The sequence below is a fragment of the Halomonas jincaotanensis genome (assembly GCF_018448785.1).
In the GTDB taxonomy this organism is placed as follows: domain Bacteria; phylum Pseudomonadota; class Gammaproteobacteria; order Pseudomonadales; family Halomonadaceae; genus Halomonas; species Halomonas jincaotanensis.
Window position 1 is genome coordinate 1 of sequence record NZ_JAHCLU010000019.1, and the last position, 24377, is coordinate 24377.

The following is a 24377-nucleotide window of genomic DNA, read 5'->3' on the forward strand; positions in this document are numbered from 1 at the left end:
CCAACAAGGAAAGGTCATGCGGGTCGGGGGGACAATCTGTTGTGATGATTTACGGACTTATAGCGCCGGCGTCGACACGGGCACGTCCACCACCACAACATCGGGTCGCGGCCCGCACGGGTCGCGCGGATAGAAACTGCCTCGGCGGTTTGGTGCTCTTGCCACATCTGAGGTCGCGGCCCGCACGGGTCGCGCGGATAGAAACGTTCGCAGCTCGGGCCGATCCTCGAGGAGTTGGAGTCGCGGCCCGCACGGGTCGCGCGGATAGAAACTTTGCCGGTGACATGCGCTCGGCCTTGACCTACCGTCGCGGCCCGCACGGGTCGCGCGGATAGAAACGTTAATCTTGCTGTTGAGGTGTCCCATGAATGATGTCGCGGCCCGCACGGGTCGCGCGGATAGAAACATGGCCAGGGCCGCACCCTCTACATAGGCAAGCGGTCGCGGCCCGCACGGGTCGCGCGGATAGAAACATCTACCCTGATCGGCGTGACTTTAAACCCGAGTCGTCGCGGCCCGCACGGGTCGCGCGGATAGAAACCTCCTCATGTTGTTTCAAACATCATACATGAAGGTCGCGGCCCGCACGGGTCGCGCGGATAGAAACGGTCATCACAGGCTCGCCGGCCTTATCGGTCACCGCGTCGCGGCCCGCACGGGTCGCGCGGATAGAAACAAGGCGTGGTTGGTCGCGATCTACCGCAGCATCAAGTCGCGGCCCGCACGGGTCGCGCGGATAGAAACGCCGGCTGAGTCGAACTGATTACCACCGCTCTCCTGTCGCGGCCCGCACGGGTCGCGCGGATAGAAACTACAACGAGGAGACGGGGCAGCTCACGCGGCGCTGGAGTCGCGGCCCGCACGGGTCGCGCGGATAGAAACGCCATCACCCTCGGAGTCAAATGCAGTCACACCGAGTCGCGGCCCGCACGGGTCGCGCGGATAGAAACGGGATCGAGCAGGGCCGGCTGACCAGTAGCTTGCAGGTCGCGGCCCGCACGGGTCGCGCGGATAGAAACTGACAGCGAGGACGATGTTTACAGCAAGTTCAGCAGTGTCGCGGCCCGCACGGGTCGCGCGGATAGAAACGAGGACCCCTCTATCTGGCTGAGCCAGGAAAACGCGTCGCGGCCCGCACGGGTCGCGCGGATAGAAACTTGACCTGGATGGCATCGATACCGACGGTAATCCCGGTCGCGGCCCGCACGGGTCGCGCGGATAGAAACGCCTCGTCGATGCGGGCGATGGACAGCGCGCCAGGTCGCGGCCCGCACGGGTCGCGCGGATAGAAACTCGCCCAGCTCGTCTTCCCATGTCTCGCCGAGCGGTCGCGGCCCGCACGGGTCGCGCGGATAGAAACCTTCGCGATGCGCGTAACCATCCCCCGGTCGGCAGGGTGGTCGCGGCCCGCACGGGTCGCGCGGATAGAAACGCCGAGATCAGCACCAAGCCATCCACGCTGCGTGAAAGTCGCGGCCCGCACGGGTCGCGCGGATAGAAACGCCTGCCATGCCTGTCATGACGCGCTCGATGGGGTCGCGGCCCGCACGGGTCGCGCGGATAGAAACGTACAGGTCTTTACCAATGACGGCATCGGGGCAAGTCGCGGCCCGCACGGGTCGCGCGGATAGAAACTTCACAGGAACCTCGTAAACGCGATGCCAGGATGTCGCGGCCCGCACGGGTCGCGCGGATAGAAACATGCCGTCACCGGCGCCGCATCCTGAACAGAAATAGTCGCGGCCCGCACGGGTCGCGCGGATAGAAACGTCTAGTTGTGCAATTAGATCGCCAGAACCGCCGAGTCGCGGCCCGCACGGGTCGCGCGGATAGAAACAGGACTTACGGAGGCAATTATGCCACAGCAGCTCAGGTCGCGGCCCGCACGGGTCGCGCGGATAGAAACGCCGATCCGCAGGGCGCCGAATCCCACGAGATCAAGTCGCGGCCCGCACGGGTCGCGCGGATAGAAACCCTGCTCGCTTTGCGGGATGACGCCGTGTGACGCGTCGCGGCCCGCACGGGTCGCGCGGATAGAAACTTTGCCTGCTCTTTGCTGTCGTGAAAGCCCAGCCGTCGCGGCCCGCACGGGTCGCGCGGATAGAAACCTAAACGGTGCCGGCTTCGATGTGACGGCCGTTGCCGTCGCGGCCCGCACGGGTCGCGCGGATAGAAACCACTACTCTCCGTGTCCTTTGCGCTCCGCCACGGGTCGCGGCCCGCACGGGTCGCGCGGATAGAAACGGGCCGCAAGCTCAACGGCTACGCTGATAGCGCGCCGTCGCGGCCCGCACGGGTCGCGCGGATAGAAACTTCCTGATTTAGTTCGCACTGCTACTACATGGGAGTCGCGGCCCGCACGGGTCGCGCGGATAGAAACTGGTGCGTAGTCTTCGTGACATCTCACGGCGCTGGGTCGCGGCCCGCACGGGTCGCGCGGATAGAAACTCCCTGGACGCGTTACGAATTGGAGCTGCACAGCCGTCGCGGCCCGCACGGGTCGCGCGGATAGAAACACCTGTACGTTGACCTGTCCGATCTGACGAACAGGTCGCGGCCCGCACGGGTCGCGCGGATAGAAACGTTCTCAAAATAATGAGGTTCTAACTATGGCTGTGTCGCGGCCCGCACGGGTCGCGCGGATAGAAACATCGCCCTCGCCGCCGTCGCGGTCTCGATCTCGGGTCGCGGCCCGCACGGGTCGCGCGGATAGAAACTGGCTCTCCTGTATTTCAGCGGGCAAATGATAACGGGTCGCGGCCCGCACGGGTCGCGCGGATAGAAACGGCGCGGACCAGCGAGCGCATCTCCTGCTCAAGCTGTCGCGGCCCGCACGGGTCGCGCGGATAGAAACGCATACGCCCACATGGGCCACCTGCACCACATCGAGTCGCGGCCCGCACGGGTCGCGCGGATAGAAACGCCGTGGTAGACGCAATACACCAGCGCTCCGTACTGGTCGCGGCCCGCACGGGTCGCGCGGATAGAAACCTCAGACACCAAAGGCGCCACAGACCCGACCAGCGTCGCGGCCCGCACGGGTCGCGCGGATAGAAACTTTTACAGCATTGTCTTCTAGCGCATCTTTATACAGGTCGCGGCCCGCACGGGTCGCGCGGATAGAAACGGGCCGATCAACTCGGGAAGATAGATATCCAGATTGTCGCGGCCCGCACGGGTCGCGCGGATAGAAACACGCAGCACGATCTGCGAGCAAAGGTAGGCAGCGAGTCGCGGCCCGCACGGGTCGCGCGGATAGAAACAACACGCCCGTGCTGTACGGCACGACTGATGCGTTGTCGCGGCCCGCACGGGTCGCGCGGATAGAAACGCCCGGCAAGCCGAGGTCGAGATCGTCAGCGGCGGTCGCGGCCCGCACGGGTCGCGCGGATAGAAACGCTCTGCGCTTCTTGTTCTTAAGGTTGCTGTACTGGTCGCGGCCCGCACGGGTCGCGCGGATAGAAACGACGCCATGGTCGAGAGCGCCTGGAAGCAATCCGAGTCGCGGCCCGCACGGGTCGCGCGGATAGAAACATATCGGCATCCTTAATGTTATGCGGATAACTGCATGTCGCGGCCCGCACGGGTCGCGCGGATAGAAACGCCGTCGGCCCGCTGATCCGCACCATCGGCGAGGTCGCGGCCCGCACGGGTCGCGCGGATAGAAACGTGCAACTCGCGGGTTTCGATATTGCGCTGTCCTCGTCGCGGCCCGCACGGGTCGCGCGGATAGAAACGTCGTGCGGCGGCTAAAATTACACGTTTAGACATGTCGCGGCCCGCACGGGTCGTGCGGATAGAAACACGGCCCTCAGATAACCATTGCAGGATATCAAACCGTCGCGGCCCGCACGGGTCGCGCGGATAGAAACTGTCATACCGGAGAACATCGAACGACGCCCCGCGTCGCGGCCCGCACGGGTCGCGCGGATAGAAACCGTGTCGCCTATGTCGAGACGGCCAAGGGGTCCGGGTCGCGACCCTTGCGGGCTGCAGTTCGCTGCCGCCCAGGCAGCTCAGACATCCGTGTCCGCGGCCAATGACGCTCTTCATTCGCCTTGCTAGAATGAGTAAAAAAGGAATACTTTATACTCATGAGCGATTTCGAATTCGACGACGCCAAGAGCCAGGCCAATCTGGAAAAGCATGGGATTGACTTCCATACGGCTCAGGAACTCTGGAAAGATCCTGATCTTCTGGAGTTCAAGGCTAACTTTGACGATGAACCCCGGTTTCTTGTCATCGGCTGTATTGCTAAAAAACACTGGTCTGCCGTGATCACTTACAGGAACCAGAGAGTTCGCCTGATCTCTGTCAGACGCTCCCGCAAGAAAGAGGTAGAGCTATATGAAAGCTAAGGACTTCGATAAAAAATTTGATGAAGGCAACGAAGACATTGTTGATGACCTTGAGCTTTCGAGCGGCCGTCGCGTCAACCAAGTCCAAAAGCGTATCAATGTCGACTTTCCGACTTGGGTCGTCGAGTCTCTGGATCGTGAAGCCGCTCGTATAGGGGTTACTCGGCAATCAATCATCAAAGTCTGGTTGGTGGAGCGCCTACAGGCCGAAGCTGCTAACAAGCCGCTGGAGAGTGAGGGCTCAGACGGAGCAAATTAGTGGGGCGACATATTGCCATCGCGCAAGCAGATGAGATAAAGCCATTATCCTGTTGATGTTTCTGACGCCGCAAACTCCTCGGTATCGATCTCCGCTTGCTGGGCATCACTGTAGCGGCCGCCGGCCACCTGGTCTGGTGTCATCATGGTGTTCAGGCGGACAACGGTCTCTGGCGCCAGGCGGATATCCTCCGCCGCCAGGTTCTCGCGCATATGCGCGCTGGAGCGCGAGCCGGGAATCGGAATGATGTCGTCTCCCTGCGCCTTGAGCCAGGCCAGCGCCAGTTGCCCCGGCGTCACGCCGAGTTCCTGCGCGATGGCTGTGAAGTCCGTCAGCAGGCTCAGGTTACGGGGATAGTTCTCATCACTGAAGCGCGGCATGTTGCGGCGCATGTCGCTCTCCTCGAGGCTTGCCGGCTCCTTGACGGTACCAGTAAGGAAACCTCTGCCCAACGGGCTGAAAGCGACCAGCGCGATGCCTAACGTTCGGCAGGCGTCGATCAGCGCGATCTCGGGGTTGCGTGTCCATAGGGAGTATTCGGACTGCACCACCGCAACGGGATGCTCGGCATTGGCGCGGCGCAGGGTAGTCGCTGACACTTCGGATAGCCCGACGGCGCGTATCTTGCCTTCCTGCACCAGGCGCCCCAGTGCCCCGACGCTCTCCTCGATGGGCACCTGGCGGTCCAGGCGGTGGAGGTAATACACGTCTAGATGGTCGGTGCGCAGGCGCTGCAGGCTTGCCTCGCACTGGTGTCGGATCGTGTCGGGACGACCGTCGACGACTTTCTTGCCGATCTCGGGATCGATGGCCATGCCGCACTTGCTGGCCAGCAACACCTGGTGACGCTTGCCCTGGAACGCCCGGCCCACTAGGCGTTCGTTGGCGGTGGCGCCATAAAGGGTCGCGGTATCGAAGTGGCGATAGCCCATCTCGAAGGCGGCATCGAGGGCGCGCAGCGCCTCAGGCTCGGGGACGGGCGTACCGTAGCCATGGGAGAGGTTCATGCAGCCCAGGCCGATGGTGGGTGAGGCAACGTCCTTGAGACGAGCAAAGAGTGTCGACATGGCAATCCCTGTAAGGCGGCAGACAAGAGACACACCGGGAGGGCGGTGTGCGTATCTTGCCATCATGCCGAGGCGGGCCAATATGTTGCAAGAGCAAGGACGTCACTGGGTGAGTGCGTTAGAGTGTTTCCCCGCGTGCCAACGAACGACTATCGGCAGAGTTCCACCAACGCCGGTTGGGAAAGCGAAACGGAGTTGATGTGATCCATTCCATCTGCATTATGCGACTCTCCGCCATCGGCGATGTCACCCACGTGGTGCCGGTCGTGCTGAGCCTGCAGGAACAAGTGCCGGGCATCGAGATCACCTGGGTAATTGGCAAATTGGAAGCCAAGCTGATTGGCGATTTGCCCGGGGTAGAGTTCGTCGTTTTTGACAAGAAAGCCGGCCGCGAAGGCTATCGGGATTTACGCCGTGCCATGAAGGGCCGGCATTTCGATGCCTTGCTGCATATGCAGGTGTCGATGCGTGCCAATCTGGCCGCTGCCCTGATTCCGGCGGCGATCAAGGTCGGCTACGACAAGGCCCGCAGCAAGGACCTGCACAGCCTGTTTATCAATCGCCGTATCCCGGCGCAGCCGCAACAGCATGTTCGCGATTGCCTGGCGAGTTTTCTTGAACCCCTCGGCCTGGCGCCGGCGCCGCCGGCATGGCAGATACCTCTGACAGATGCCGACCATGCGTTCGCTCGCCAACACCTGGCGCAGGACCGGATGAACCTGGTGATCAGCCCCTGTGCCAGCCACACCTTGCGCAACTGGCCATCGGAGCGCTATGCCGCGCTGGCCGACCATGCCAAGGCAGCGCATAACGCTAACGTGATTCTGGTAGGTAGCCCGGCGGCGTTTGAAAAAACCGTCTGCCAGGAGATCGAAAACCAGATGAGCGAGGATGTCGTCAATCTCTGTGGCCAGGACACCCTCAAACAGCTCGCGGCCCTGCTGGCCGGTGCGGATTTGCTGGTTTCACCAGACACTGGCCCGGCCCACATCGCCAGTGCCATGGGCACGGATGTACTCGGGCTTTATGCCGCCAGTAATCCCGATCGCTCGGGACCTTATCAATCACTGCCCTGGTGTGTGAACCGCTACCCGGAGGCGTTGGAGACCTTCACCGGCAAAACCGTTTCACAGGCTCGCTGGGGGGCAAAAGCTGAGTTCGAAGGGGCGATGGAAATGATTTCGATCAACGATGCGACCGACATGCTGGATCGGTGGGTGACGGCAAGACGTTAACGGTAAATTGCCGCGACTCCCCTGGCGAGCCGTCATTTCCTTGCGGTGTAATCCTGATAGGACTTTTCTTCCACGAACCGCGAGCCAAGGGCCAGGTTCACTGCTTTCTTGATGGCGGCCCGTTGATCATTGGTGACATAGACGGCACGCGCCAGTTCGATAAAGCGGGGGCCGAAATCCTGCGCCGCTTCCTGGTCGCGGATGTCGTCCTCGATCACCCACAGCTCTTCATTGACGGCCTTGAGTCGGGCGCGCAACTCGGCAATTGCCGATGGGTCTTGAACCGCTTCATCCCAGGTGCGGCTCAACTCTTCCAGTTCCAGCCGCACGTTCCTGACCTTGGCTGGGTCAGCGATGCGCTCGGATTTGATTTCCAGAATGGTCATTTTATCAAGCACTTCGCCGAAGGAGACCGGCACTTGGATGACATCTTTCATAGGGGGTCCTTTGGGTCGTTGGGGGTTCAATTCGCCTCAGGGACGAAGGCCATTGCCTCGTCAAAGCTATATAGGCATCTTTCGGGAAAGTCGCTCAGATCGATTTCAGCCTCAATGGCGGCTGCTCTCCTGGCGTCATCGTAGTCCGTCGGCATCTCTCGGCTCCCGAGGACTCATCGGTGATGTCCATTGACCCATGGTAAGCGCCGTGGCGCCGTCGGACCACGAGAAGACATCTTGCGATCGCGAGGAGCACAACACCCGATCCCCGCCCGCGGGCTTCATCGTACTCGGTGTCAGGATGACCCGCTGGCTGCCGCCATCAGTCGGCTGACGCCATCAGTTGATTGGCATGCCAAGCGATCATGCGTTCCTCGTCGGTGGGGATGACCCAGCGCGCCGACGATTTCCTCGATGGGTACCCGGCGATCCAGGCGGTGAAGGTAATAGAGGTCCAGATGATCGGTGCGCAGGCGCTGAAGGCTGGCTTCGCACTGGCGTCGAATCGTGTCGGGTCGCCCGTCGGTCACCTTCTTGCCGAGCTCAGGGTCGATAGCCATGCCGCACTTGCTGGCCAGCAGGGCCTGGTCACGCTTGCCCTGGAGCGCCCGGCCCAGCAGTTGCTCGTTGGCGGTGGCCCCGAAGAGGGTCGCGGTATCGAAGTGGCGATAGCCCATGTCGAAGGCCGCATCGAGGGCGCGCAGCGCCTCGGGCTCGGGAACGGGGGTTCCGTAGCCATGGGAGAGGTTCATGCAGCCCAGGCCGATGGTGGGCGAGGAAACATCCTTGAGGCGGGCAAAGAGAGTCGACATGGTGATCCTCGTCAGGGGGGGCAGATAATTTTGCCGGCCGGCCGGCAAAGGGTCGAGCCATCATGCCGAGGTGAATGCAGGAGACGCAATATGACGGTAAAGGTGGCTTCCCGCTCTTGCTGCCAAGCCTGATAAAAGAGAACTCTCAGCTCCACAGAACCCAAGGCGTCACCGCGTCGCGGTTGGCGATCTCAATTTGCTGGGCACGAGGTTCTGCTTCCGCATGATGCGGGTTAACGCCCAATTCGCGCAGTGCATAGAGTACCAGGGGACCAGGGCAGTTCAGTTGCAGCTTTACCTGAATCCGTGAAGTCGGCGCTGGCACTCTCCCTATCACCGACAGCGAGCATTTTTTGATCACTCGACCCGCATATCGCGAAATACGCGAGCCTGATGTCACCGACAATGCCTGGGCCCATCGCTCCGGATGGCCCGTTTTTTCACGCTTTTCTATCGCCCAGCGTGGTGGGAAAGCGGCCGTCGATGCTGTCGACGCCGGCAATTTCGAAGCACTGCCCGATGATTGACAGCCCGGCATGGCTGGTGAAGGAGATATTGGCTATATTGCCATGAAGATCAGCGGGTTAGAAGGCTTTCAGGGTGCCAGCTTCACGGATTACAGTTTGTAATAAGCTTCCCCCAGCCTTCTGACGCCTACTTCTTCCAGATCATTGACGACTTGCCAGCGCGAGATGCCCTGCTCACGCAACCATATTTCCAGCCGGTCCAGATTACTCCATTCACGACCCTGGCCACGCGCGTTGTGCACGCGCGCCCAAAGGCCATCGACCAGTAAGGCCACGGCCCAGACATAGGGATGTTTTTCCGGGTTACCGAAGCCGCCGCTCTGGTGCTCACGTTCGGTGCGGTAAACCGTGGCGGTGTTCTGGATGCGCCACAAACTGAATAGGCCAGGAATATCAGTCGATTTTACGCGTCGTTGTGGCGGGCCCTGAAAATCAATATGATCCATAGTGTTGACAGTCTCCCCATAAGCACCTACAGTATGCATCATAGTGACAGCCAACCTGTTACGCAAATACCAGGAGAAGAAAATGCTACCCACTACTTTTCGCGCACGTAAAATCGAGACGATCGATACGCAATGGCATGCTGTTTTTGATGACTACTGGCCAGCTTATAAAGCTTGGTATGGTCAAAAAAAGCGTGATGATATTAACCCGAGTGCACTCAAACAGGGGCATCGACAGCTTGTGGCGATTATGCCGGAAATGCGGCCGCTCTACGAAAGTTTTTTGGAGGCAAGTAATGATTGCCCTGTCGCGGCCCAGTTTTTGACGGGATATCAGCCACCGGCATATCTGGTGAGCTGTTCACAAGCGGTGTTACTGAATGAAGAACCGTTACTAATACGTAATTATGACCTTAGTCCAGATTTGTCCGAGAACCTGCTGACGCAATCGAATTGGTTGGGGAAAGAGATTATCGGTACCAATGAGTGCCTTTGGGGGCTGAATGATGGCATGAACAAGTCAGGGCTTGTCGCTTCGCTGACCTTTGGCGGAAGCAACAAGGTGGGAAAGGGTTTCGGCATCCCATTCATAATGCGCTATGTGCTGCAGACCTGCGAGAACGTCAAGCAAGCTATAAAGGCACTGCAACGGGTACCTTCACACATGGCATACAATGTCACCCTTGTCGACAAGCAGGGGGATTTGGCGACCGTGATGTTAGCCCCTGGTCAGCCCTCGATCGTTACCCGCGAACGTTGTATTACCAATCATCAGGCACGAGTAACCTGGCCACAGCAGGCAGTGTTTTCAAAAACGCTTGAGCGCAAACAGTTTCTGGATGAATCGCTAGCAAGCGGCAAAATGAATGAGCAGCAACTTCGCAACGCATTTTTAGCCGCGCCATTGCTTTCTGGCAACTATCCGCAACAGTTCGGGACGGTTTACACTGCTGTCTACAAACCATTGAGTGGAACGATGTCGTACCACTGGCCTGGGGAAAAAGCTTGGCAACATAGCTTTGCCGATTTCCGGGCATCGGCTAAAACGGTCAGCCTTGGTAAGCAAGCAAACCTTGGTAAGCAAGCAAACCTTGGTAAGCAAGCAAACCTTGGGAAGCAAGCAAACCTGGGGATGGTTCATGCTGATCTTATCGAGAATGCTGATTCGGATCACAGTTTGCCGGCGAGTATTCGACAGCAGCTGTTGCAAAGTCTCGTGTACTTACCAGTCTCGGTGGTAGGGCAGCCGGATGCACTGGACAAACTGAAACAGCATCTTCAGGCAGATAATTCTTTTTGTTGGAAAGGCTATGCTGAGCAGATAGCACAGGTCTGGCATTATCCTGTGCCTACAAATTAGCCTTACCAACCGTAATAAAGCGCACATACGGCGTGAGCCGAAAGACGCTTAGCGCTGTTCTCAATGACAACACGGGTATCAGTCCTGAAATGGCTATTCGGCTATCCATCGCCTTTGATACTTCGGCGGAAAGCTGGCTCAATCAGCAGTCCCAATACGAGCTTTGGCATGCCGAACAGCATCGCCATGAGTTGCGTGTCAAAAAGTTGTCTGCTGCCTGATAAAGAGACATAACCAGTCACGCCAGCGGACGTGCTAACGCGCACCACTGCGTTCAGCGTTGGGCGTCTAAGGAATAGCTCATGGAATCTGCCATCTTCGGACTTGTGGGTGTCGATCTCGGTGCATTGCTGACTGTTGCCAGAGAATGATGGTTCCAACCTCGAAAGACTCGAAAGGATGCCGAGTACTTGTCAATTCAGGTTTCGTGCGAACTCGAACGGTATATAGCCAAGTGCGTGGAAGTAGTTGGCAACGATGGTTTATGCAGACCTTTCCCCCAGAAGATGGTCCACCGCCAATGTGAGATTTCCGCTACGTTTACCCTGATAGCAGGAAATCTCGCGATGAAGCGTAACCGACATACCGAAGAGCAGATAATCAGCATCCTCAAGGCCAACGAGCGCGGCGTCTCGGTCGCCGAGCTGGCCCGACAGAACGGCGTGACCGAGCAGACCCTTTACCGCTGGAAGGCCAAGTACAGCGGTATGGAAGTCTCGGAGGCCAAACGTCTGCGTGAGCTGGAGGCCGAGAACGCCCGGCTCAAGAAGCTGCTGGCCGAAAGCGCCCTCGACAATGCCGCGCTCAAGGAGATCGTTGCGGGAAAGTGGTGACGCCCGAAGCGAAGCGGCGTGCGGTGAAGCACCTGGTGACAGGCGGCTGGCTCAGCCAGCGAGGCGCCTGCCGATTGCTGGGCCTGGCGAGATCCGTGGCTCGGTACCAGGCCATGCCGCGTGACGATGAGCCGCTTCGGGCACATCTCCAGACCTTGGCGACCTGTTATCCCCGCTACGGCTACTTGCTGCTGCATGCCTTGTTGCGTCAGGAGGAGCTGGTGATCAATCGCAAGCGTACCTACCGGCTGTACTGCGAGCATGGCCTTCAGGTTCGGACCCGGCGGCGCAAGCGGCTGATCCGGCCGAGGACACCGATGCCACTGCCGGACCGCCCCAACCAGCGCTGGTCGATGGACTTCGTGTCGGATCAATTGGCCTCGGGACGCCGGTTTCGCGTGCTGAACATCGTGGACGACTTCAGCCGGGAGTGTGTCGGGCAACTGGCGGATACGTCGATTTCAGGACGGCGCCTGGCCCGGTTTCTGGACGAGATTGCTCAACAGCGCTCACTGCCGGCCTCGATTATCTGCGATAACGGGCCGGAGTTGACCAGCAAGGCACTGTTCTTCTGGGCGCATGAGCGGAAGGTGACGCTGGCCTTCATCCAGCCGGGCAAGCCGACGCAGAATGCATTCATCGAAAGCTTCAACGGCAAGTTCAGGGACGGCTGTCTCAATCAGCACTGGTTCCTGAGCCTGGCGGATGCACGACACGAAATCACGCAATGGAGAACCCACTACAACCACGTCAGACCGCACAGCTCGCTGGGCTATTTACCACCGGTAGCCTATGCCGAGCAGCGCGCATAAAGGAGCGGTTTCTCACATTGTTAGCGGACCTAAACCAGGGGGAAGGTCACTGAGGACTCATCGGTGATGTCCTTTGAACATGATAAGCGCCGTGGCGCCGTCGGACCACGAGAAGACGCCTCGCTATGGCGGGGAGCTCGGCGCCTGGTCTTACGCAGTCGCGGGCTCAATCGTAGCGTCTTCAGGATGACCCGTTGGTTACCGCCATCAGTCGGCTGACGCTATCAATTGATTGGCATGCCAGGCGATCATGCGTTCCTCGTCGGTGGGGATGACCCAGGCGCCGACGCGGCTGTCGGTGCGGGAAATGCAGGCCGCATCGCGATGATTGGCGTCATCATCCAGCTCGACGCCGAGCCAGGCGCAACCCTGGCCGATGGCCTGGCGCACCGGCGCCGCCCGCTCGCCGATGCCGGCGGTGAACACCAGATGATCCAGCCCACCCATGGCAGCGGCGAGGCTGCCGATCTCGCGGACGATGCGATACACGAACAGGTCGATCGCCTCCCGGGCCTCGGCGGTATCGCTTTCCAGCAGTTGGCGCATGTCGCTGCTGATGCCGGAAACACCGAGCAGGCCGGAGCGTGAGTAGAGCAGCTCGCTGACCTCGTCGACGCTCATGCCTTCTTCGCCGAGCAGGTGCAGGACCAGGCCGGCATCCAGGCTGCCGCAGCGGGTGCCCATGGGCAGGCCGTCGAGTGCGGTGAAGCCCATGGTCGAGGCCATGCTCCGGCCGTTGTGTATGGCGCACAGGCTGGCACCGTTGCCCAGGTGGGCGACCACGACGCGCCCGGCGGATTGGCCGTTCAAGTGACGCGGCAACATGCGATTGATGTAGTCGTAGGAGAGCCCGTGAAAGCCATAGCGAATCAGGCCTCTTTCCGTCAGTTCGCGGGGCAGGGCGAAGTGCCTGGCCACGGCCGGCTGGGTGGTGTGAAAGGCGGTGTCGAAACAGGCGACCTGGGTGACCTCGGGGAGGCGCTTGGCCAAGCGCCGGATCGGCTCGAGGCCATAGGGCTGGTGCAGCGGGGCCAGGGGCTCGAGGGTCTGCAGTTCATCGACGATGTCCGCGTCGAGGACCACCGGGTCGTGGAAGCGGCGACCGCCGTGCACCACGCGATGGCCGACCACGGCGATATCGTCGAGATCGGGACGCTCGCCGATCCAGTCGAGCAGACGCATCAGCGCATCGTGGTGATCCAGTGTGGGGGGCAGGTCACTGAAGTGACCGGCCTGCACCGTCTGGCTTTCAGCGTCTTTCAGGCGAGCGGCGGAGGCTGACTGGCCTTCGCCTAGCCCCTCGCCCAGCCCGGTGAGCTTGCCTTGATAACGCAGCACAAGGCTGTCGAGGTCGTCTTTGTCCGCGCTGGGCGGGGTAAACAGGGCGAACTTGAGGCTAGACGAGCCGCTGTTGATGACCAGAATGTCGCCCATGTCATTTCTCCTGTTTCCGTGCGCTGCCCTGGTGTTGCTGGTAGTCGGCCAGCAGCAATGCCAGGGCGCAGGAGGCCATGCGCGTGATGGCTTCGTCGGCGCGGCTGGTCAGCACGATCGGTACCCTGGCGCCCAGCACGATGCCGGCGCCGGTGGCGTCGGCGAGGTAGGTGAGCTGCTTCATCAACATATTGGCCGCCTCGAGGTCCGGGGCGACCAGGATGTCGGCGCGCCCGGCCACCGGCGAGACGATGTGCTTGGCCTCGGCGGCGGCCTCGGAGACGGCGTTGTCGAAGGCCAGCGGGCCATCGAGAGTGCCGCCGGTGATCTGGCCGCGCTCGGCCATCTTGCACAGCGCGGCGGCGTCCAGGGTGGAGGTGATCTTGGGGTTGACGGTTTCGACCGCCGAGAGGATCGCCACCTTGGGATCGTCGTTGCCCAGCGCATGGGCGAGTTCGATGACGTTCTGCACGATGTCGCGCTTGTGGGCCAGAGTGGGGTAAATGTTGATGGCGGCATCGGTAATGAATAGCGGACGCGGATAGGTCGGCACGTCGAAGGCCATCACGTGGCTGATGCAGCGTTCGGTGCGCAGGCCGCTCTCGCGCTTGAAGACCTCGCGCATCAGCTCGTCGGTATGCAGGGCACCCTTCATCAGCGAGGCGGCGCGACCTTCGCGGACCAGGGCCACGGCCTTTTCCGCCGCGGCGTGGCTGTGCGGCGTGTCGATCACCTCGACGTCACGGATATCGACCTCGGCGGCGTCGGCGGCCGCCTGGATCTTGGCGGCAGGCCCCACCAGCAGGGGTTTGATCAGCCCGTGCTCGGTGGCGGCGACGGCACCCAGCAGCGATTCGCGATCCACCGGGTGGACCACGGCCATGCTGATGGGCTCGGGGTGATCGGCGGCGGTGAGGATCTCGTGCAGGCGGCCGCGCTCGGCGAGACGCACCTCGGGCATGGCGGTGCGCGGCCGCCGGATCTTCTCGGTTGGGGCGAGCACGTGGGCCTGGCCCTCGATGACCGCTTTGCCCTTCTGATTTTCACAGCGGCAATCCAGGTCGAGCTGCTTTTTCGCCTCGTCCTTCGCCGTGACCCTGACACACACCTTGAGCACGTCGCCGAGATTGACCGGCGCGTGAAACGTCAACGTCTGCCCCAAGTAGATGGTGCCGGGCCCGGGCAGCCGGGTGCCGAGCACCGTGGAGATCAGCGCGCCGCCCCACATGCCGTGGGCGATCACCTCCTGGAAGCGCGTACTACGGGCGAAGTCGTCGTCGACATGCGCGGGGTTGATGTCGCCGGACATGATGGCAAACAGCTTGATGTCGTCCATGGTCAGGCGCTTCTCGAGACATGCCTGGTCGCCGACCTGGATCTCGTCGAAGGTGCGGTTCTCGATATAGCCATCGTCGTGTGTTGCGTCCATCGGTCTCTCCTTGATCGCTTAGTTCGCTGCAACACCCGCTTTAGTAACGGATGTGGTCGCCGGCATCGACATAGTGCAACGAGCCTGTCGTCGCGGCGCCGGCCGGGGAGGCCAGGTAGACGACCGCGTTGCCGACGTCGCGCACCGTGGCCAGCCGGCGCAGCGGGGCATGTTCTTCGCTTTCCTGGGCCAGTGCCTCGAAATCCTTGAGGCCAGAGGCCGCGCGGGTGCGTATCGGCCCGGGGGAGACGGCATGCACGCGAATGCCCTGGGGACCCAGCTCGGCGGCCAGGTAACGGGTGGCGGACTCCAGTGCGGCCTTCACCGGGCCCATCAGGTTATAGTTGTCCACGACCCGCTCGGCACCGTAGTAGGACATGCACACCAAGGTGCCGCCATGTGGCATCAGTGACTCGGCGCGTTTCGCCATGCGCAGGAAGGAGTGGCAGGAGACGTCCATCGCCAACTTGAAACCATCCCGCGAGCAGTCCACCACCCGGCCATGCAGGTCATCCAGTGGGGCAAAGGCAATCGAGTGCACCACGAAGTCCAGACGCCCCCAGCGCTCGTGGGCTCGGTCGAAGAGGGCGTTAAGTTGGTCGTCGTCCTGCACATCGCAGAGCCGCAGTTCAGGGTGGCCCATCTCGCCACTCAGCGGGGTGACGAAGCGCTCGGCCTTGGGGCTGGCGTAGGTGACCAGCATTTCGGCGCCTGCCTCGTGCAGGGCCTGGGCGCAACCGTAGGCGATACTGTCCTGGTTGGCCAGGCCGGTGACGATGCCGACCTTGCCTTGCAGAGAGAAAGGATGCGTCATGAGTGGCTCCACGATTCGTTGCATTGCAGCATAGGCTAGCCTAGTAATGTGACCGCTGCAGTACATGGATGTGAATCATGCATTGATGTGAATCAAGAGATTCATGCCATATTGCAAGCTTCGCAACTTATCAACAAGATAGGTTGGCTCCCCACCCCCTGCGATCCATGCGACTCGAGGAACTTTGATATGGCTTCCGACACGGTTTCGGACATCGAATCAGCGACGCCCTTCGACAAGACCCTAGCCGCCCTGGACGCTCTCCACGCCGAAGACCCGCGAAAGGTCGAGGTGGACGGCGAGCGCCTTCCCCAGGAGTTATGGCACGGGTGGCGCATGAGCGCCTGGCTCGAGCGGTTGCACGCCTCGCCGGATGAGCTCACGCAGTTGGCGGTCCGCGGGCAGCACCTGCAGCGATGGCAGGTATCGCGCCACGAGTACCCCGAAGGCCGGGTGGGCTATCTCACCTGGCGGCGCGATCAGGGCAAGCGTGCCGGTGAAACGACGGCAAGACTCATGCAGGAGGCCGGCTACGCGCCCGATGAGGCCGACCGGGTGTCAGGCATGATCCGCAAGCAGGGGCTGGGTCGCGACGCGGGCACCCAGGCGGTGGAGGATTGCGCCTGCCTGATGTTTCTTGAGAACTATTTCGGCGACTTCGCGAAGACCATCGAGCACGATCATCTGGTGCGCATCGTGCAGATGACCTGGAAAAAGATGTCGCCGCGCGCCCATGAGCTGGCGCTGGGGCTGCCGATGAGTGACGAGGCGCGCGGGCTGGTCGAAGAGGCGCTGGCGGGTTGATGCCTGGCCCGAGACTGGTCCGAGAGAGTAGTGGGCCGGGCGAGGGATCATTCGATCAGGGTCCGGGCGGCCTCGAGGTAGGCACTGCCGTGGGTGTGAACGCGTTCTGCATCCATTGTCTCGGAGCCTAGGTGTACCTCCTCCAGATCGACGGCCATGGCATCGAGTTCCTCGTCGATCTTGGCCAGGGCGTTCTCCAGGGTGTAGGTGAGCTCGTGGATGGTGCCGAACTCCGCATCGCTCAGCTCGTCCTGAGCGAGCAATTCGGCCAGTTGTTGGTTGGTTTCGGAGAAGTTGGCCACGGCCTCGCCAAGGGTGACGGCTGCCTCGCCTTCGAAGTGGTCGGGGCGCTCTTGTTCTTCGGCGTTGGCGGCGGTACCCAGCAGGCCGAAGCACAGGGCGGTGAACAGCAGCTTTTTCATGAGGCGTCCTCGCTGTAGGTGAGAATCGTTTACAGAAAGAACTCTAGCGCCTTGCTCGCTTGATAACAAGCTTTATCGTTTGCGCCTGCGTTTCATTTGGTATATGTTGCGCCCCGCCGAGTCAGGCCGCCGGCAGGGTCACGGCGAGACTGGTGTCGGTTTCGCAGGGCTTGCCATGGCGCAGAGTGAGGCGGCGCGCCCCGAGATTCATGACCACCGAGAAGAGGGTTTCCATGCGTTCTTCCGGCGGCTGGTCGGGGTCGTAATGACGACAGATCGACAGCGGGGCGCCCCGGTGGTCGCTGAGGATATCGAACAGTCGCGATTCCACCACGGCGTCCTCAGCCGGAAGCCGCTCTCGAAGCAAGTGGTCGAGCCGGGCCAGCCGGGGTCGCGAGTCGGGTCGCGGGAAATCCTCGACCTGGCAGGCCTCGCCGCGGGCGAAGAGGTGGTTGGTGTGGGTGAGCACGTCGCGCTCGGGTGCCAGGCGGCCTGGCTCGCCAGGATGGACCTCGAGCCCCACGGCCTGGCCCTTTTCACTGTCAACTGGGGCGCTGGCGATCAGGAAATGGGCCGGGGCGCAGACGCGATCGCGGGTGGCCACCGCCACCGCGCCTTCCATGTCGTGGCATTCGAGGATCTTGCGCAGGGCGACGTGAATCGGCAGGCCTTCGCCACAGGTGCGCGAGCGGATGGCATTGAGGCAGACGCCGACGCCGGCGGCGTTCATGCCGATCTTGGCGACCATGCCGGCCTCGCCGATGCTGATCAGCGGTGCGGCCTGCTCGCCGCGGATGTCGAGGGCCACCACGTTATGTAGCTGGTCGGCTCGCCAGTCCCAGTTCTGGGCCAGCCACTGGGTGCCACCGCGGGCCAAGGCGAAGGCCGAACAGCCGCCGCTCGCCCGGGTCAACGAGATTTCGCTACGACAGTTGAGGGTGAGGACATCCGCCAGCTCGACCCCGGCACCGCGGGCGATGCCGTCCATCTCGTCGAGAATCGCGGGAAAGCCGCGCTCGATCATACGCTCGAAGCGCCCGACCTCACCCCGCGCCTGGGCCCAGTCCAGGCCGACGAAGTCGAAAAACAGCCGATCGTAGACCTCGATGCTGCGTTGTATGAGACCGGCATGGGCGAGGCCGTGGGCCTCGCCCATTTCCCGCCGAGAACCGGAAAGCTCGGTCACGCGAAGGGCCGTCGTGGGCTGAGTCATAGGGCCTCGTCGAGCAGGTCGAGGAAGGCCGCCCAGGATTTATCGTCGGCGCGTTCCTGGTAGCTGTCGTTGCCGAAGACGGTGAAGGCGTGGGGTGCTCCGGAATAGACCTCGATCTCGTAGGTGGCGTCCGCTGCCTCGAGTTCCTCGCTCAGGGTGGCGACCTGACTCATGGGAATGGACTCGTCGGCACCGCCATGGGCGATCAGGATCGGACCGACGTCATCGGGCCATTCCTGGCCGTCGGGCGTGGACAGGCCACCATGGAAGCTGGCGTAACCGACCACTTCGTCGGCCTCTTCGGAACGCGCGATCTCGAGCACCACGGCGCCTCCGAAGCAGTAGCCCATTACCACGGTCGGCTCGGCGGCGCCCTGGGCGCGGGCCTCGGCCAGCCCGGCCAGCGTCAGCTCGCGCATGCGTTCGCGGTTTTCGTAGAGCCGGGCGGTCTCGGCCTTGCGATCCTCAGCCGCATCGGGACGATTGCCCTGACCATAGAGGTCCACGACGAAGGCATCAAAGCCCAGTTCGGCGAGCATGTCGGCGCGGCGGCGCTCGTAGTCGGTCAAGCCGGCCCAGTCGTGAACAATCAGCACGGTGCCCTTGGCCTCGCCCTCGGCGCTGGAAAAATAGCCCTCGAAGGTCTCGTCGTCGACGTCGTAGGTGATGTCATCGCCGGCGGGGCTTGCCGCGTGGGCATTCAGGGCCAAGGCACCGAGGGTGGCCGCCAGCGCCAGGGAAGCGCGAGTTGAAAGAATCATGGTGTCTCCTGAGTCAGTCCGTCATCGACAGTATAGGCCTCGTGGCCGAAGCGTTGGCGTTGATCGCTTGTGTTTTACTGACAAGACTTCCAGATTAGGAAGGTGTGTATTCCCTGTCACTAAAGCGAGACAAGAACCATGAAAAAACGCGTATTGGCGATGGCAGTTACCGCCTCCACCATGGCACTGTCAGGCATGGCCCAGGCCGAGGTGAAAATCGGCTTCCTGGGGGGATTCACCGGCGGGATCGAGAGCCTGACCCCGCCTATCTTCGACGGTGCGCAGTTGGCGGTGAGCCAGATCAACGAGCAGGGCGGACTCCTGGATGGCCAGCAAATCGAGATGCCTACCGGTGACACCACCTGCAGCGATTCCTCGGCCGCCTCGAACGCCGCCGACCGTATGGTCAATAGCGAAGAAGTGACGGCCATCGTCGGTGCCCTGTGCACCGGCGCTACCATCGCGGCGGCCAACAACGCGGCGATTCCCGGCGGTGTGACAATGGTATCGCCGGCCTCCACGGCGCCGGCGGTCAGCGAATTGGACGACAACGACCTGGTGTTTCGCACCGTACCCTCGGATGCCTTCCAGGGTGAGATGCTGGCCAAGCTGCTGCTCGAAAAGGGCATCGAGGAAGTGGCCGTCACCTACGTCAACAATGACTACGGCCGCGGCCTGTCGGATGCCTTCACCGCGGCATACGAGGATGGCGGTGGCATGGTGGCCGAGAACCTTGCCCACGAGGACAATCGCGCCGATTACCGTTCCGAGCTCGGCACGCTGTCTGCCACGGGGGTGCCGAACCTGGTAGTGCTGGCCTATGCCGACACATCCGGTCAGACGGTCCTGCGACAGGCCTACGAGAGCGGCATGTTCACCCAGTACGTGGGCGCCGACGGCATGGTCGGCGACAGCCTGGTCGAGGCCATCGGCGCAGACGTGCTGGAGGGCATGATCGCCACTCGTCCGGGAAGCCCGGACCTTCCCGGCACCGACATGTTCATCGAGCAGGCCGAGGCGGCGGGTATCGACCCCAGCGCGGTGTTTGCCGCTCAGGCCTACGATGCCGCCTTCCTGCTGGCTCTGGCCATCGAGCAGAACGGCAGCGCCGAGCGCGAGGGTCTGTCCGAGGCGCTGCGCAGCGTGGCGATGGAGCCCGGTGAGGTGATCCTGCCCGGCGAGTGGGAGAAGGCGAAGGAGCTGATCGCTGCTGGCACCGAGATCAACTATGAGGGCGCTTCCGGCACCCACGAGTTCGACGAGAACGGCGACGTGCCGGGCGTGGTGGTCGAAATGGTCGTGGAGGACGGTAGCTTCGTCAGCAAGGGTGAAGTGGACCTGTAACGTCAGAACCGGCAATGTCCCAGGCAAGGCCTGAGAGAACCTGGAAAACCCCTGGCGGTTGCCCGCTAGGGGTTTTCTCGTCTACGACTCAGCCGGGCTCAGCCGTGGTGCTTGACCTTCTCGGGTAGCAGTCCCTTGGGCGCGAAGCGCAGCACCAGGGTGATCAACAGGCCGATCACGAACACTCGGGCCTGCAGGGCGCGGCTGTCCATGTTGGTCGGGGTGTCCCAGCCAAGGCCGGCGCCGAGGGCCATCGCCATGTCCATCAGGAACAGCGCCATGGGCGCCGACATGATCCAGATGATATAGACCGCCACAGCGCCGAAGATGGTGCCCAGATTGTTGCCGGGCCCGCCGAGAATCACCATGACCAGCACCAGGAAGGTGTGGTTGAGCGGCAGATAGCCCTGGGGGTCGAAGATGCTGTTGAAGCTCGCCAGCGCCGCACCGCCGATGCCCATCAGGATGCAGCCCAGGACGAAAATCTCCAGTCGCCGCTTGTTGATGTCCTTGCCCATCGCGGCGGCGGACACCTCGTTGTCGCGGATGGCGCGGATCATGCGGCCCCAGGGGGCATGATAGGCGCGCGTCAGCAGGAAGAAGATCACCGCGATCATCACCGCCGTGATCGAGAAATACAGGGCCCGCGCCAGGGTGAAGCCTACCTCGCCTGGCCCGGGGACTGGCCATGGCAGCGGCGACACGGTGGCGGTGCCGCGGGTCAGCCAGTCGGAATTCTTGAGGAAGGCCTTGATGATCTCGGCGATGCCCAGGGTGGCGATGGCCAGATAATCGCTGCGCAGCCCCAGGCAGATTCGACCGATGAAGTAGCCGACGCCGCCGGCCAGCGCCCCGCCGACCACCCAGCCGACCCCGACCGGCAGGCCTAGGCCGCCGATGAAGCCCGCGCGCGACTCGATCTGGCCGGTGACGTCGCGGAACACATTGATCACCACCAGGTAGAGCACCACTGCCAGCAACACGGCGATGACGGTGCGCAGAACTTTCGGCACCCCCACCCGGTCGAGACGCGTGGCACCGAACACCAGCAGCACCGCCCCGATCATGTAGAGCAGCGCCAGGCCCAGTTCGCCGGGCAGTTCGGAGTCCCAGAACGCCGGGTTGACCGGAATGCTGAAGAACATGGCACAGAAGCCACCCAGGGCCACGAAGCCCATGACCCCGGCGTTGAACTGGCCCGCATAGCCCCACTGAATGGTCAGGCCCAGCGCCAGGATGGCATAGCAGGCCGCCTCCACCAGCATGCGGGTGCCGTAGGCGCTGCCCATCACGGCATAGACGCCCAGCACGGCCACCAGCACCGCGGCGAACAACACCACCTCGCGCATGGGGAAGCGGCGTGGAGCGGTGACGGTATCGGCGCGTTTCGTTTCCATCAGATCACCTTGCCCTTGAAGATGCCGGTGGGACGCCAGATCAGGATGGCGACCAGGATAAAGAAGGGCACCACGATCTTGTACTCGGTGCCGACGAAGGCCAGGTTACCGGATTGCAGCAGCCATTCCGGCAGGCTGTCGCGGAAGGGCCGCAGCATCACGCTCCAGTTGAATACCGCCAGGGTCTCGGCGAAGCCGACCACGAAGCCGCCGGCGATGGCGCCGTAGGGCCGGCCGACGCCGCCGACGATGGCCGCGGCGAAGATCGGCAACAGCAGGAAGAAGCTCAGGTCGGGCTTGAAGGTGACATCGAGCGACAGCAGCGTGCCGGCGATGGCAGCGAGCCCCCCGACGATTACCCAGGTCACGGCGACAATGGTGTTGGTGTTGATGCCCGAGGCTTGTGCCAGGTCGGGGTTGTCAGACATGGCGCGCATCGCCTTGCCCAATCGCGAGCGGCTGAGGAAGAGATGCAGCGCCACCACGGCGACGATGGTCAGTACGAACAGGTAGAACTGCGGCTCGGTGATCACCACCGGGACTCGCACGCCCTCGATGGGCAGGGCGAGCCGAAAGATCTCCTTGCGGTCATCCACGTAAAGACTCTGGCCACCGGTGCCGGAAAACAGCCGGATGAGGCCCTGGAGCATCAGCGTCACGCCGAGAGAGCCGATCACCAGCACGATCGGCTTGACCCCGTGGGCCCTCAGCGGCTTGTAGAAGGCGCGGTCGATGCCCACGGCGAGCAGCGCCGTCAGTGCCATGGCCAGGGGCAGCATGACCAGCGCCGTCGGCACGCCGAATGCCGCCCCCGCGCCGGGAAACACGCTGGTCAGCAACAGCACCATGAAGGCGCCGAAAGTCATCATGTCAGCATGGGCGAAGTGGGCGAAGCGCATGATGCTGAACACCAGGGTCACCCCGACCGCGCCGATGGCATAGATCGAGCCCGATACGCTGCCGGAGACCAGCACATTGTTGATGAAAAAGACGAGTTCATTCACGAGATGGATCTCCAGTACTGGCGTCGAGGACTAGCCACCGAGGAAGCTCTTGGCGACTTCCGGGTCGGCCAGCAAGGCGGCGCCGGTATCGGTGAAACGGTTCTGGCCGGCGGCCAGCACGAAGCCCTTGTCGGCGATGGCCAGCGCCTGCTTGGCGTTCTGCTCGACCATGAGGATGCCAACGCCGGCGGCGTTTATCTCCTTCACTCGCTCCAATATCTCGTTCATGTACAGCGGCGAGAGCCCGGCCGTGGGCTCGTCGAGCAGCAGCACGTCGGGCTCGGCCATCAGTGCCCGGCCCATGGCGACCATCTGACGTTGGCCGCCGGAAAGCTCACCCGCCGGCTGATGGCGCTTTTCAAAGAGTGGCGGGAAAAAGCCGTAGACCTTGTCGAGCATGCGCTTGACATTGCCGGGCTTGAGATAAGCGCCCATCTCCAGGTTTTCCTTCACCGTCAGGCTCGGGAAGACATTGTTCTCCTGGGGGACGAAGCCCATGCCCCGTTCCACCAGCTGGTTGGGTGGCAGGTTGTGGATCGGCTCGCCGCGCAGCAGGATCTGGCCCTGATTGACGAACAGCAGGCCGAACACGGCCTTGAGCATGGTTGACTTGCCGGCACCGTTGGGCCCGACGATGACCCCGATGTCGTCGGCTTCGATGGTCATGTTCACCCCGTTGAGGATGTTCATGCCGCCATAGCCGCCATGCACGTCGCGTGCGTCGAGTAATGGCATGTCTCTGCGTTCTCTTTATGTTGTCGGTATTATCTTGGCGATTTGTTGGCGGGTGCGTCAGGCCGTGCCGAAATAGGCTTCGATGACCTCGGGGTTGTTCTGGATGTCCTCGATGCTGCCCTCGACCATCACACTACCTTGAGCGAGCACGATTACCGGGTCGCAGAGCCGCGCGATCATGTCCATGTCGTGTTCGATGACCAGGAAGGTGTAGCCCATCTCGCGGTTGAGGCGTTCGATGTTGTTGACCAGATCACCCAGCAGGGTGCGGTTGACCCCGGCGGCGATCTCGTCGAGCAGCACGACACGGGCGTCGGTCATCATGGTGCGGCCGAGTTCCAGCAGCTTCTTCTGGCCGCCGGAGAGGTTGCCGGCCAGTTCGTTGCGCACATGATCGAGGCCGATGAAGTCAATCACTTCCAGCGCTCGTCTACGCACTTCGGTCTCCAGCATGCCCACCAGTGAGGGCTTGAACCAGGCATTGAACAGGCTCTCGCCGGGCTGGTGGGGGGGGACCATCATCAGGTTCTCCAGGGCGGTCATCTCTGAGAACTCGTGAGCGATCTGGAAGGTGCGCAGCAGCCCCTTGTGGAAGAGCTCGTTGGCGGGACGGTTGGTGATGTCCTCGCCGTCGAGCAGCACTCGGCCGCTGTCCAGCGGCAGGGCGCCGGCGACGATGTTGAACAAAGTGGACTTGCCGGCACCGTTGGGGCCGATCAAGCCGGTGATCGATCCCTGTTCCACCTGAATCGAGCAATCATTGATGACCTTGAGGCCGCCGAAGGCCTTGTTGACGTGCTGCACGTCGATGATGGCTGCCATGGTCTGTTCCGCCAGGTTGTCTTTTCGTCATCAATCCCTCTCCGCGGGGCGA

At 62.2% G+C, this 24377-nt stretch carries 21 protein-coding genes, 1 pseudogene and 1 CRISPR repeat array; of the genes and pseudogenes, 8 read left to right on the forward strand and 14 right to left on the reverse strand.

Annotated elements, in window-relative coordinates:
- The first annotated feature begins 104 nt into the window (after positions 1–104).
- Positions 105–3938: a CRISPR direct-repeat array (repeat unit 33 nt; unit sequence GTCGCGGCCCGCACGGGTCGCGCGGATAGAAAC).
- A 156-nt stretch (positions 3939–4094) separates the two neighbouring features.
- Positions 4095–4358, forward strand: a complete 264-nt coding sequence (locus KG088_RS15360; protein WP_213826812.1) for a BrnT family toxin — start codon at positions 4095–4097, stop codon at positions 4356–4358.
- Positions 4348–4617, forward strand: a complete 270-nt coding sequence (brnA, locus tag KG088_RS15365; protein ID WP_213826814.1) for a type II toxin-antitoxin system BrnA family antitoxin — start codon at positions 4348–4350, stop codon at positions 4615–4617. The genes KG088_RS15360 and brnA overlap by 11 nt, the downstream gene beginning before the upstream one ends.
- 44 nt (positions 4618–4661) lie before the next feature.
- On the opposite strand, the gene KG088_RS15370 is transcribed toward brnA, so the two are convergent.
- A complete protein-coding gene (locus tag KG088_RS15370; RefSeq protein ID WP_213826816.1) occupies positions 4662–5684 on the reverse strand; it encodes an aldo/keto reductase in 1023 nt (340 codons plus the stop codon).
- Between the two features lie 200 nt (positions 5685–5884).
- On the opposite strand from KG088_RS15370, the gene KG088_RS15375 reads away from it, so the two are divergent.
- A complete protein-coding gene (locus KG088_RS15375; RefSeq protein WP_213826818.1) occupies positions 5885–6919 on the forward strand; it encodes a glycosyltransferase family 9 protein in 1035 nt (344 codons plus the stop codon).
- A 32-nt stretch (positions 6920–6951) separates the two neighbouring features.
- Here KG088_RS15375 and KG088_RS15380 read toward each other — a convergent pair whose 3' ends face one another.
- From KG088_RS15380 to KG088_RS15395, 3 genes and pseudogenes are all read right to left on the reverse strand, one after another.
- A complete protein-coding gene (locus tag KG088_RS15380) occupies positions 6952–7356 on the reverse strand; it encodes a hypothetical protein (protein ID WP_213826820.1) in 405 nt (134 codons plus the stop codon).
- A gap of 305 nt (positions 7357–7661) precedes the next feature.
- A pseudogene (locus KG088_RS15390) lies at positions 7662–8168 on the reverse strand (aldo/keto reductase); the annotation flags it as partial.
- A gap of 616 nt (positions 8169–8784) precedes the next feature.
- Positions 8785–9141 (reverse strand): hypothetical protein, encoded by a 357-nt coding sequence (locus KG088_RS15395; RefSeq protein WP_213826823.1) that lies wholly within the window; start codon positions 9139–9141, stop codon positions 8785–8787.
- Between the two features lie 82 nt (positions 9142–9223).
- Between KG088_RS15395 and KG088_RS15400 the strand changes: the two genes are divergently transcribed.
- From KG088_RS15400 to KG088_RS15410, 3 genes are all read left to right on the forward strand, one after another.
- Positions 9224–10501 carry a C45 family autoproteolytic acyltransferase/hydolase gene (locus KG088_RS15400; protein ID WP_213826826.1) on the forward strand — a complete coding sequence of 426 codons (1278 nt, stop codon included), beginning with the start codon at positions 9224–9226 and terminating at the stop codon, positions 10499–10501.
- A gap of 32 nt (positions 10502–10533) precedes the next feature.
- A complete protein-coding gene (locus KG088_RS15405) occupies positions 10534–10722 on the forward strand; it encodes a HigA family addiction module antitoxin (protein WP_319941452.1) in 189 nt (62 codons plus the stop codon).
- 345 nt (positions 10723–11067) lie between these two features.
- A protein-coding gene (locus tag KG088_RS15410) for an IS3 family transposase (protein ID WP_213826828.1) occupies positions 11068–12146 on the forward strand; the annotation gives its coding sequence in 2 pieces (ribosomal slippage) (positions 11068–11323 and positions 11323–12146; 1080 coding nt in all).
- Between the two features lie 207 nt (positions 12147–12353).
- Here the strand turns inward: KG088_RS15410 and KG088_RS15415 are convergent.
- The 3 genes from KG088_RS15415 to fabI are packed head-to-tail and all read right to left on the reverse strand — an operon-like array spanning position 12354 to position 15823.
- Positions 12354–13580, reverse strand: a complete 1227-nt coding sequence (locus KG088_RS15415) for an acetate/propionate family kinase (RefSeq protein ID WP_213826830.1) — start codon at positions 13578–13580, stop codon at positions 12354–12356.
- A gap of 1 nt (position 13581) precedes the next feature.
- Positions 13582–15009, reverse strand: a complete 1428-nt coding sequence (locus KG088_RS15420; RefSeq protein WP_213826832.1) for a bifunctional enoyl-CoA hydratase/phosphate acetyltransferase — start codon at positions 15007–15009, stop codon at positions 13582–13584.
- A 40-nt stretch (positions 15010–15049) separates the two neighbouring features.
- Positions 15050–15823 carry an enoyl-ACP reductase FabI gene (gene fabI / locus KG088_RS15425; RefSeq protein ID WP_213826833.1) on the reverse strand — a complete coding sequence of 258 codons (774 nt, stop codon included), beginning with the start codon at positions 15821–15823 and terminating at the stop codon, positions 15050–15052.
- A 189-nt stretch (positions 15824–16012) separates the two neighbouring features.
- Between fabI and KG088_RS15430 the strand changes: the two genes are divergently transcribed.
- Entirely contained in the window at positions 16013–16627 is a 615-nt protein-coding gene (locus KG088_RS15430) for a DUF4202 domain-containing protein (RefSeq protein WP_213826835.1), read from the forward strand.
- 47 nt (positions 16628–16674) lie between these two features.
- On the opposite strand, the gene KG088_RS15435 is transcribed toward KG088_RS15430, so the two are convergent.
- From KG088_RS15435 to KG088_RS15445, 3 genes are all read right to left on the reverse strand, one after another.
- Positions 16675–17049 (reverse strand): DUF6746 family protein, encoded by a 375-nt coding sequence (locus tag KG088_RS15435; protein ID WP_213826837.1) that lies wholly within the window; start codon positions 17047–17049, stop codon positions 16675–16677.
- Between the two features lie 121 nt (positions 17050–17170).
- Positions 17171–18262, reverse strand: coding sequence for a C45 family autoproteolytic acyltransferase/hydolase (locus KG088_RS15440; protein WP_213826839.1), 1092 nt, complete (start codon positions 18260–18262; stop codon positions 17171–17173).
- Positions 18259–19023, reverse strand: coding sequence for a dienelactone hydrolase family protein (locus KG088_RS15445; RefSeq protein WP_213826841.1), 765 nt, complete (start codon positions 19021–19023; stop codon positions 18259–18261). The genes KG088_RS15440 and KG088_RS15445 overlap by 4 nt, the downstream gene beginning before the upstream one ends.
- A gap of 138 nt (positions 19024–19161) precedes the next feature.
- On the opposite strand from KG088_RS15445, the gene KG088_RS15450 reads away from it, so the two are divergent.
- Positions 19162–20367 (forward strand): ABC transporter substrate-binding protein, encoded by a 1206-nt coding sequence (locus KG088_RS15450; RefSeq protein ID WP_213826842.1) that lies wholly within the window; start codon positions 19162–19164, stop codon positions 20365–20367.
- 98 nt (positions 20368–20465) lie between these two features.
- Here the strand turns inward: KG088_RS15450 and KG088_RS15455 are convergent, their stop codons facing one another.
- The 4 genes from KG088_RS15455 to KG088_RS15470 are packed head-to-tail and all read right to left on the reverse strand — an operon-like array spanning position 20466 to position 24325.
- Positions 20466–21764, reverse strand: coding sequence for a branched-chain amino acid ABC transporter permease (locus KG088_RS15455; RefSeq protein WP_213826844.1), 1299 nt, complete (start codon positions 21762–21764; stop codon positions 20466–20468).
- Positions 21764–22768, reverse strand: coding sequence for a branched-chain amino acid ABC transporter permease (locus KG088_RS15460; protein ID WP_213826846.1), 1005 nt, complete (start codon positions 22766–22768; stop codon positions 21764–21766). The genes KG088_RS15455 and KG088_RS15460 overlap by 1 nt, the downstream gene beginning before the upstream one ends.
- Positions 22769–22798: 30 nt before the next feature.
- Complete coding sequence (locus KG088_RS15465; RefSeq protein WP_213826848.1) at positions 22799–23503, reverse strand: ABC transporter ATP-binding protein; 705 nt, start codon at positions 23501–23503, stop codon at positions 22799–22801.
- 57 nt (positions 23504–23560) lie between these two features.
- Complete coding sequence (locus KG088_RS15470; RefSeq protein ID WP_213826850.1) at positions 23561–24325, reverse strand: ABC transporter ATP-binding protein; 765 nt, start codon at positions 24323–24325, stop codon at positions 23561–23563.
- Positions 24326–24377 lie beyond the last annotated feature (52 nt).

Coding starts and splice junctions, on each gene's coding strand:
- KG088_RS15420 (WP_213826832.1), bottom strand. CDS start 15,009: ATGGACGCAACACACGACGATGGCTATATCGAGAACCGCACCTTCGAC.
- KG088_RS15455 (WP_213826844.1), bottom strand. CDS start 21,764: ATGGAAACGAAACGCGCCGATACCGTCACCGCTCCACGCCGCTTCCCC.
- KG088_RS15380 (WP_213826820.1), bottom strand. CDS start 7,356: ATGAAAGATGTCATCCAAGTGCCGGTCTCCTTCGGCGAAGTGCTTGAT.
- fabI (WP_213826833.1), bottom strand. CDS start 15,823: ATGACGCATCCTTTCTCTCTGCAAGGCAAGGTCGGCATCGTCACCGGC.
- KG088_RS15415 (WP_213826830.1), bottom strand. CDS start 13,580: ATGGGCGACATTCTGGTCATCAACAGCGGCTCGTCTAGCCTCAAGTTC.
- KG088_RS15470 (WP_213826850.1), bottom strand. CDS start 24,325: ATGGCAGCCATCATCGACGTGCAGCACGTCAACAAGGCCTTCGGCGGC.
- KG088_RS15370 (WP_213826816.1), bottom strand. CDS start 5,684: ATGTCGACACTCTTTGCTCGTCTCAAGGACGTTGCCTCACCCACCATC.
- KG088_RS15465 (WP_213826848.1), bottom strand. CDS start 23,503: ATGCCATTACTCGACGCACGCGACGTGCATGGCGGCTATGGCGGCATG.
- KG088_RS15430 (WP_213826835.1), top strand. CDS start 16,013: ATGGCTTCCGACACGGTTTCGGACATCGAATCAGCGACGCCCTTCGAC.
- brnA (WP_213826814.1), top strand. CDS start 4,348: ATGAAAGCTAAGGACTTCGATAAAAAATTTGATGAAGGCAACGAAGAC.
- KG088_RS15440 (WP_213826839.1), bottom strand. CDS start 18,262: ATGACTCAGCCCACGACGGCCCTTCGCGTGACCGAGCTTTCCGGTTCT.
- KG088_RS15450 (WP_213826842.1), top strand. CDS start 19,162: ATGAAAAAACGCGTATTGGCGATGGCAGTTACCGCCTCCACCATGGCA.
- KG088_RS15445 (WP_213826841.1), bottom strand. CDS start 19,023: ATGATTCTTTCAACTCGCGCTTCCCTGGCGCTGGCGGCCACCCTCGGT.
- KG088_RS15435 (WP_213826837.1), bottom strand. CDS start 17,049: ATGAAAAAGCTGCTGTTCACCGCCCTGTGCTTCGGCCTGCTGGGTACC.
- KG088_RS15400 (WP_213826826.1), top strand. CDS start 9,224: ATGCTACCCACTACTTTTCGCGCACGTAAAATCGAGACGATCGATACG.
- KG088_RS15395 (WP_213826823.1), bottom strand. CDS start 9,141: ATGGATCATATTGATTTTCAGGGCCCGCCACAACGACGCGTAAAATCG.
- KG088_RS15360 (WP_213826812.1), top strand. CDS start 4,095: ATGAGCGATTTCGAATTCGACGACGCCAAGAGCCAGGCCAATCTGGAA.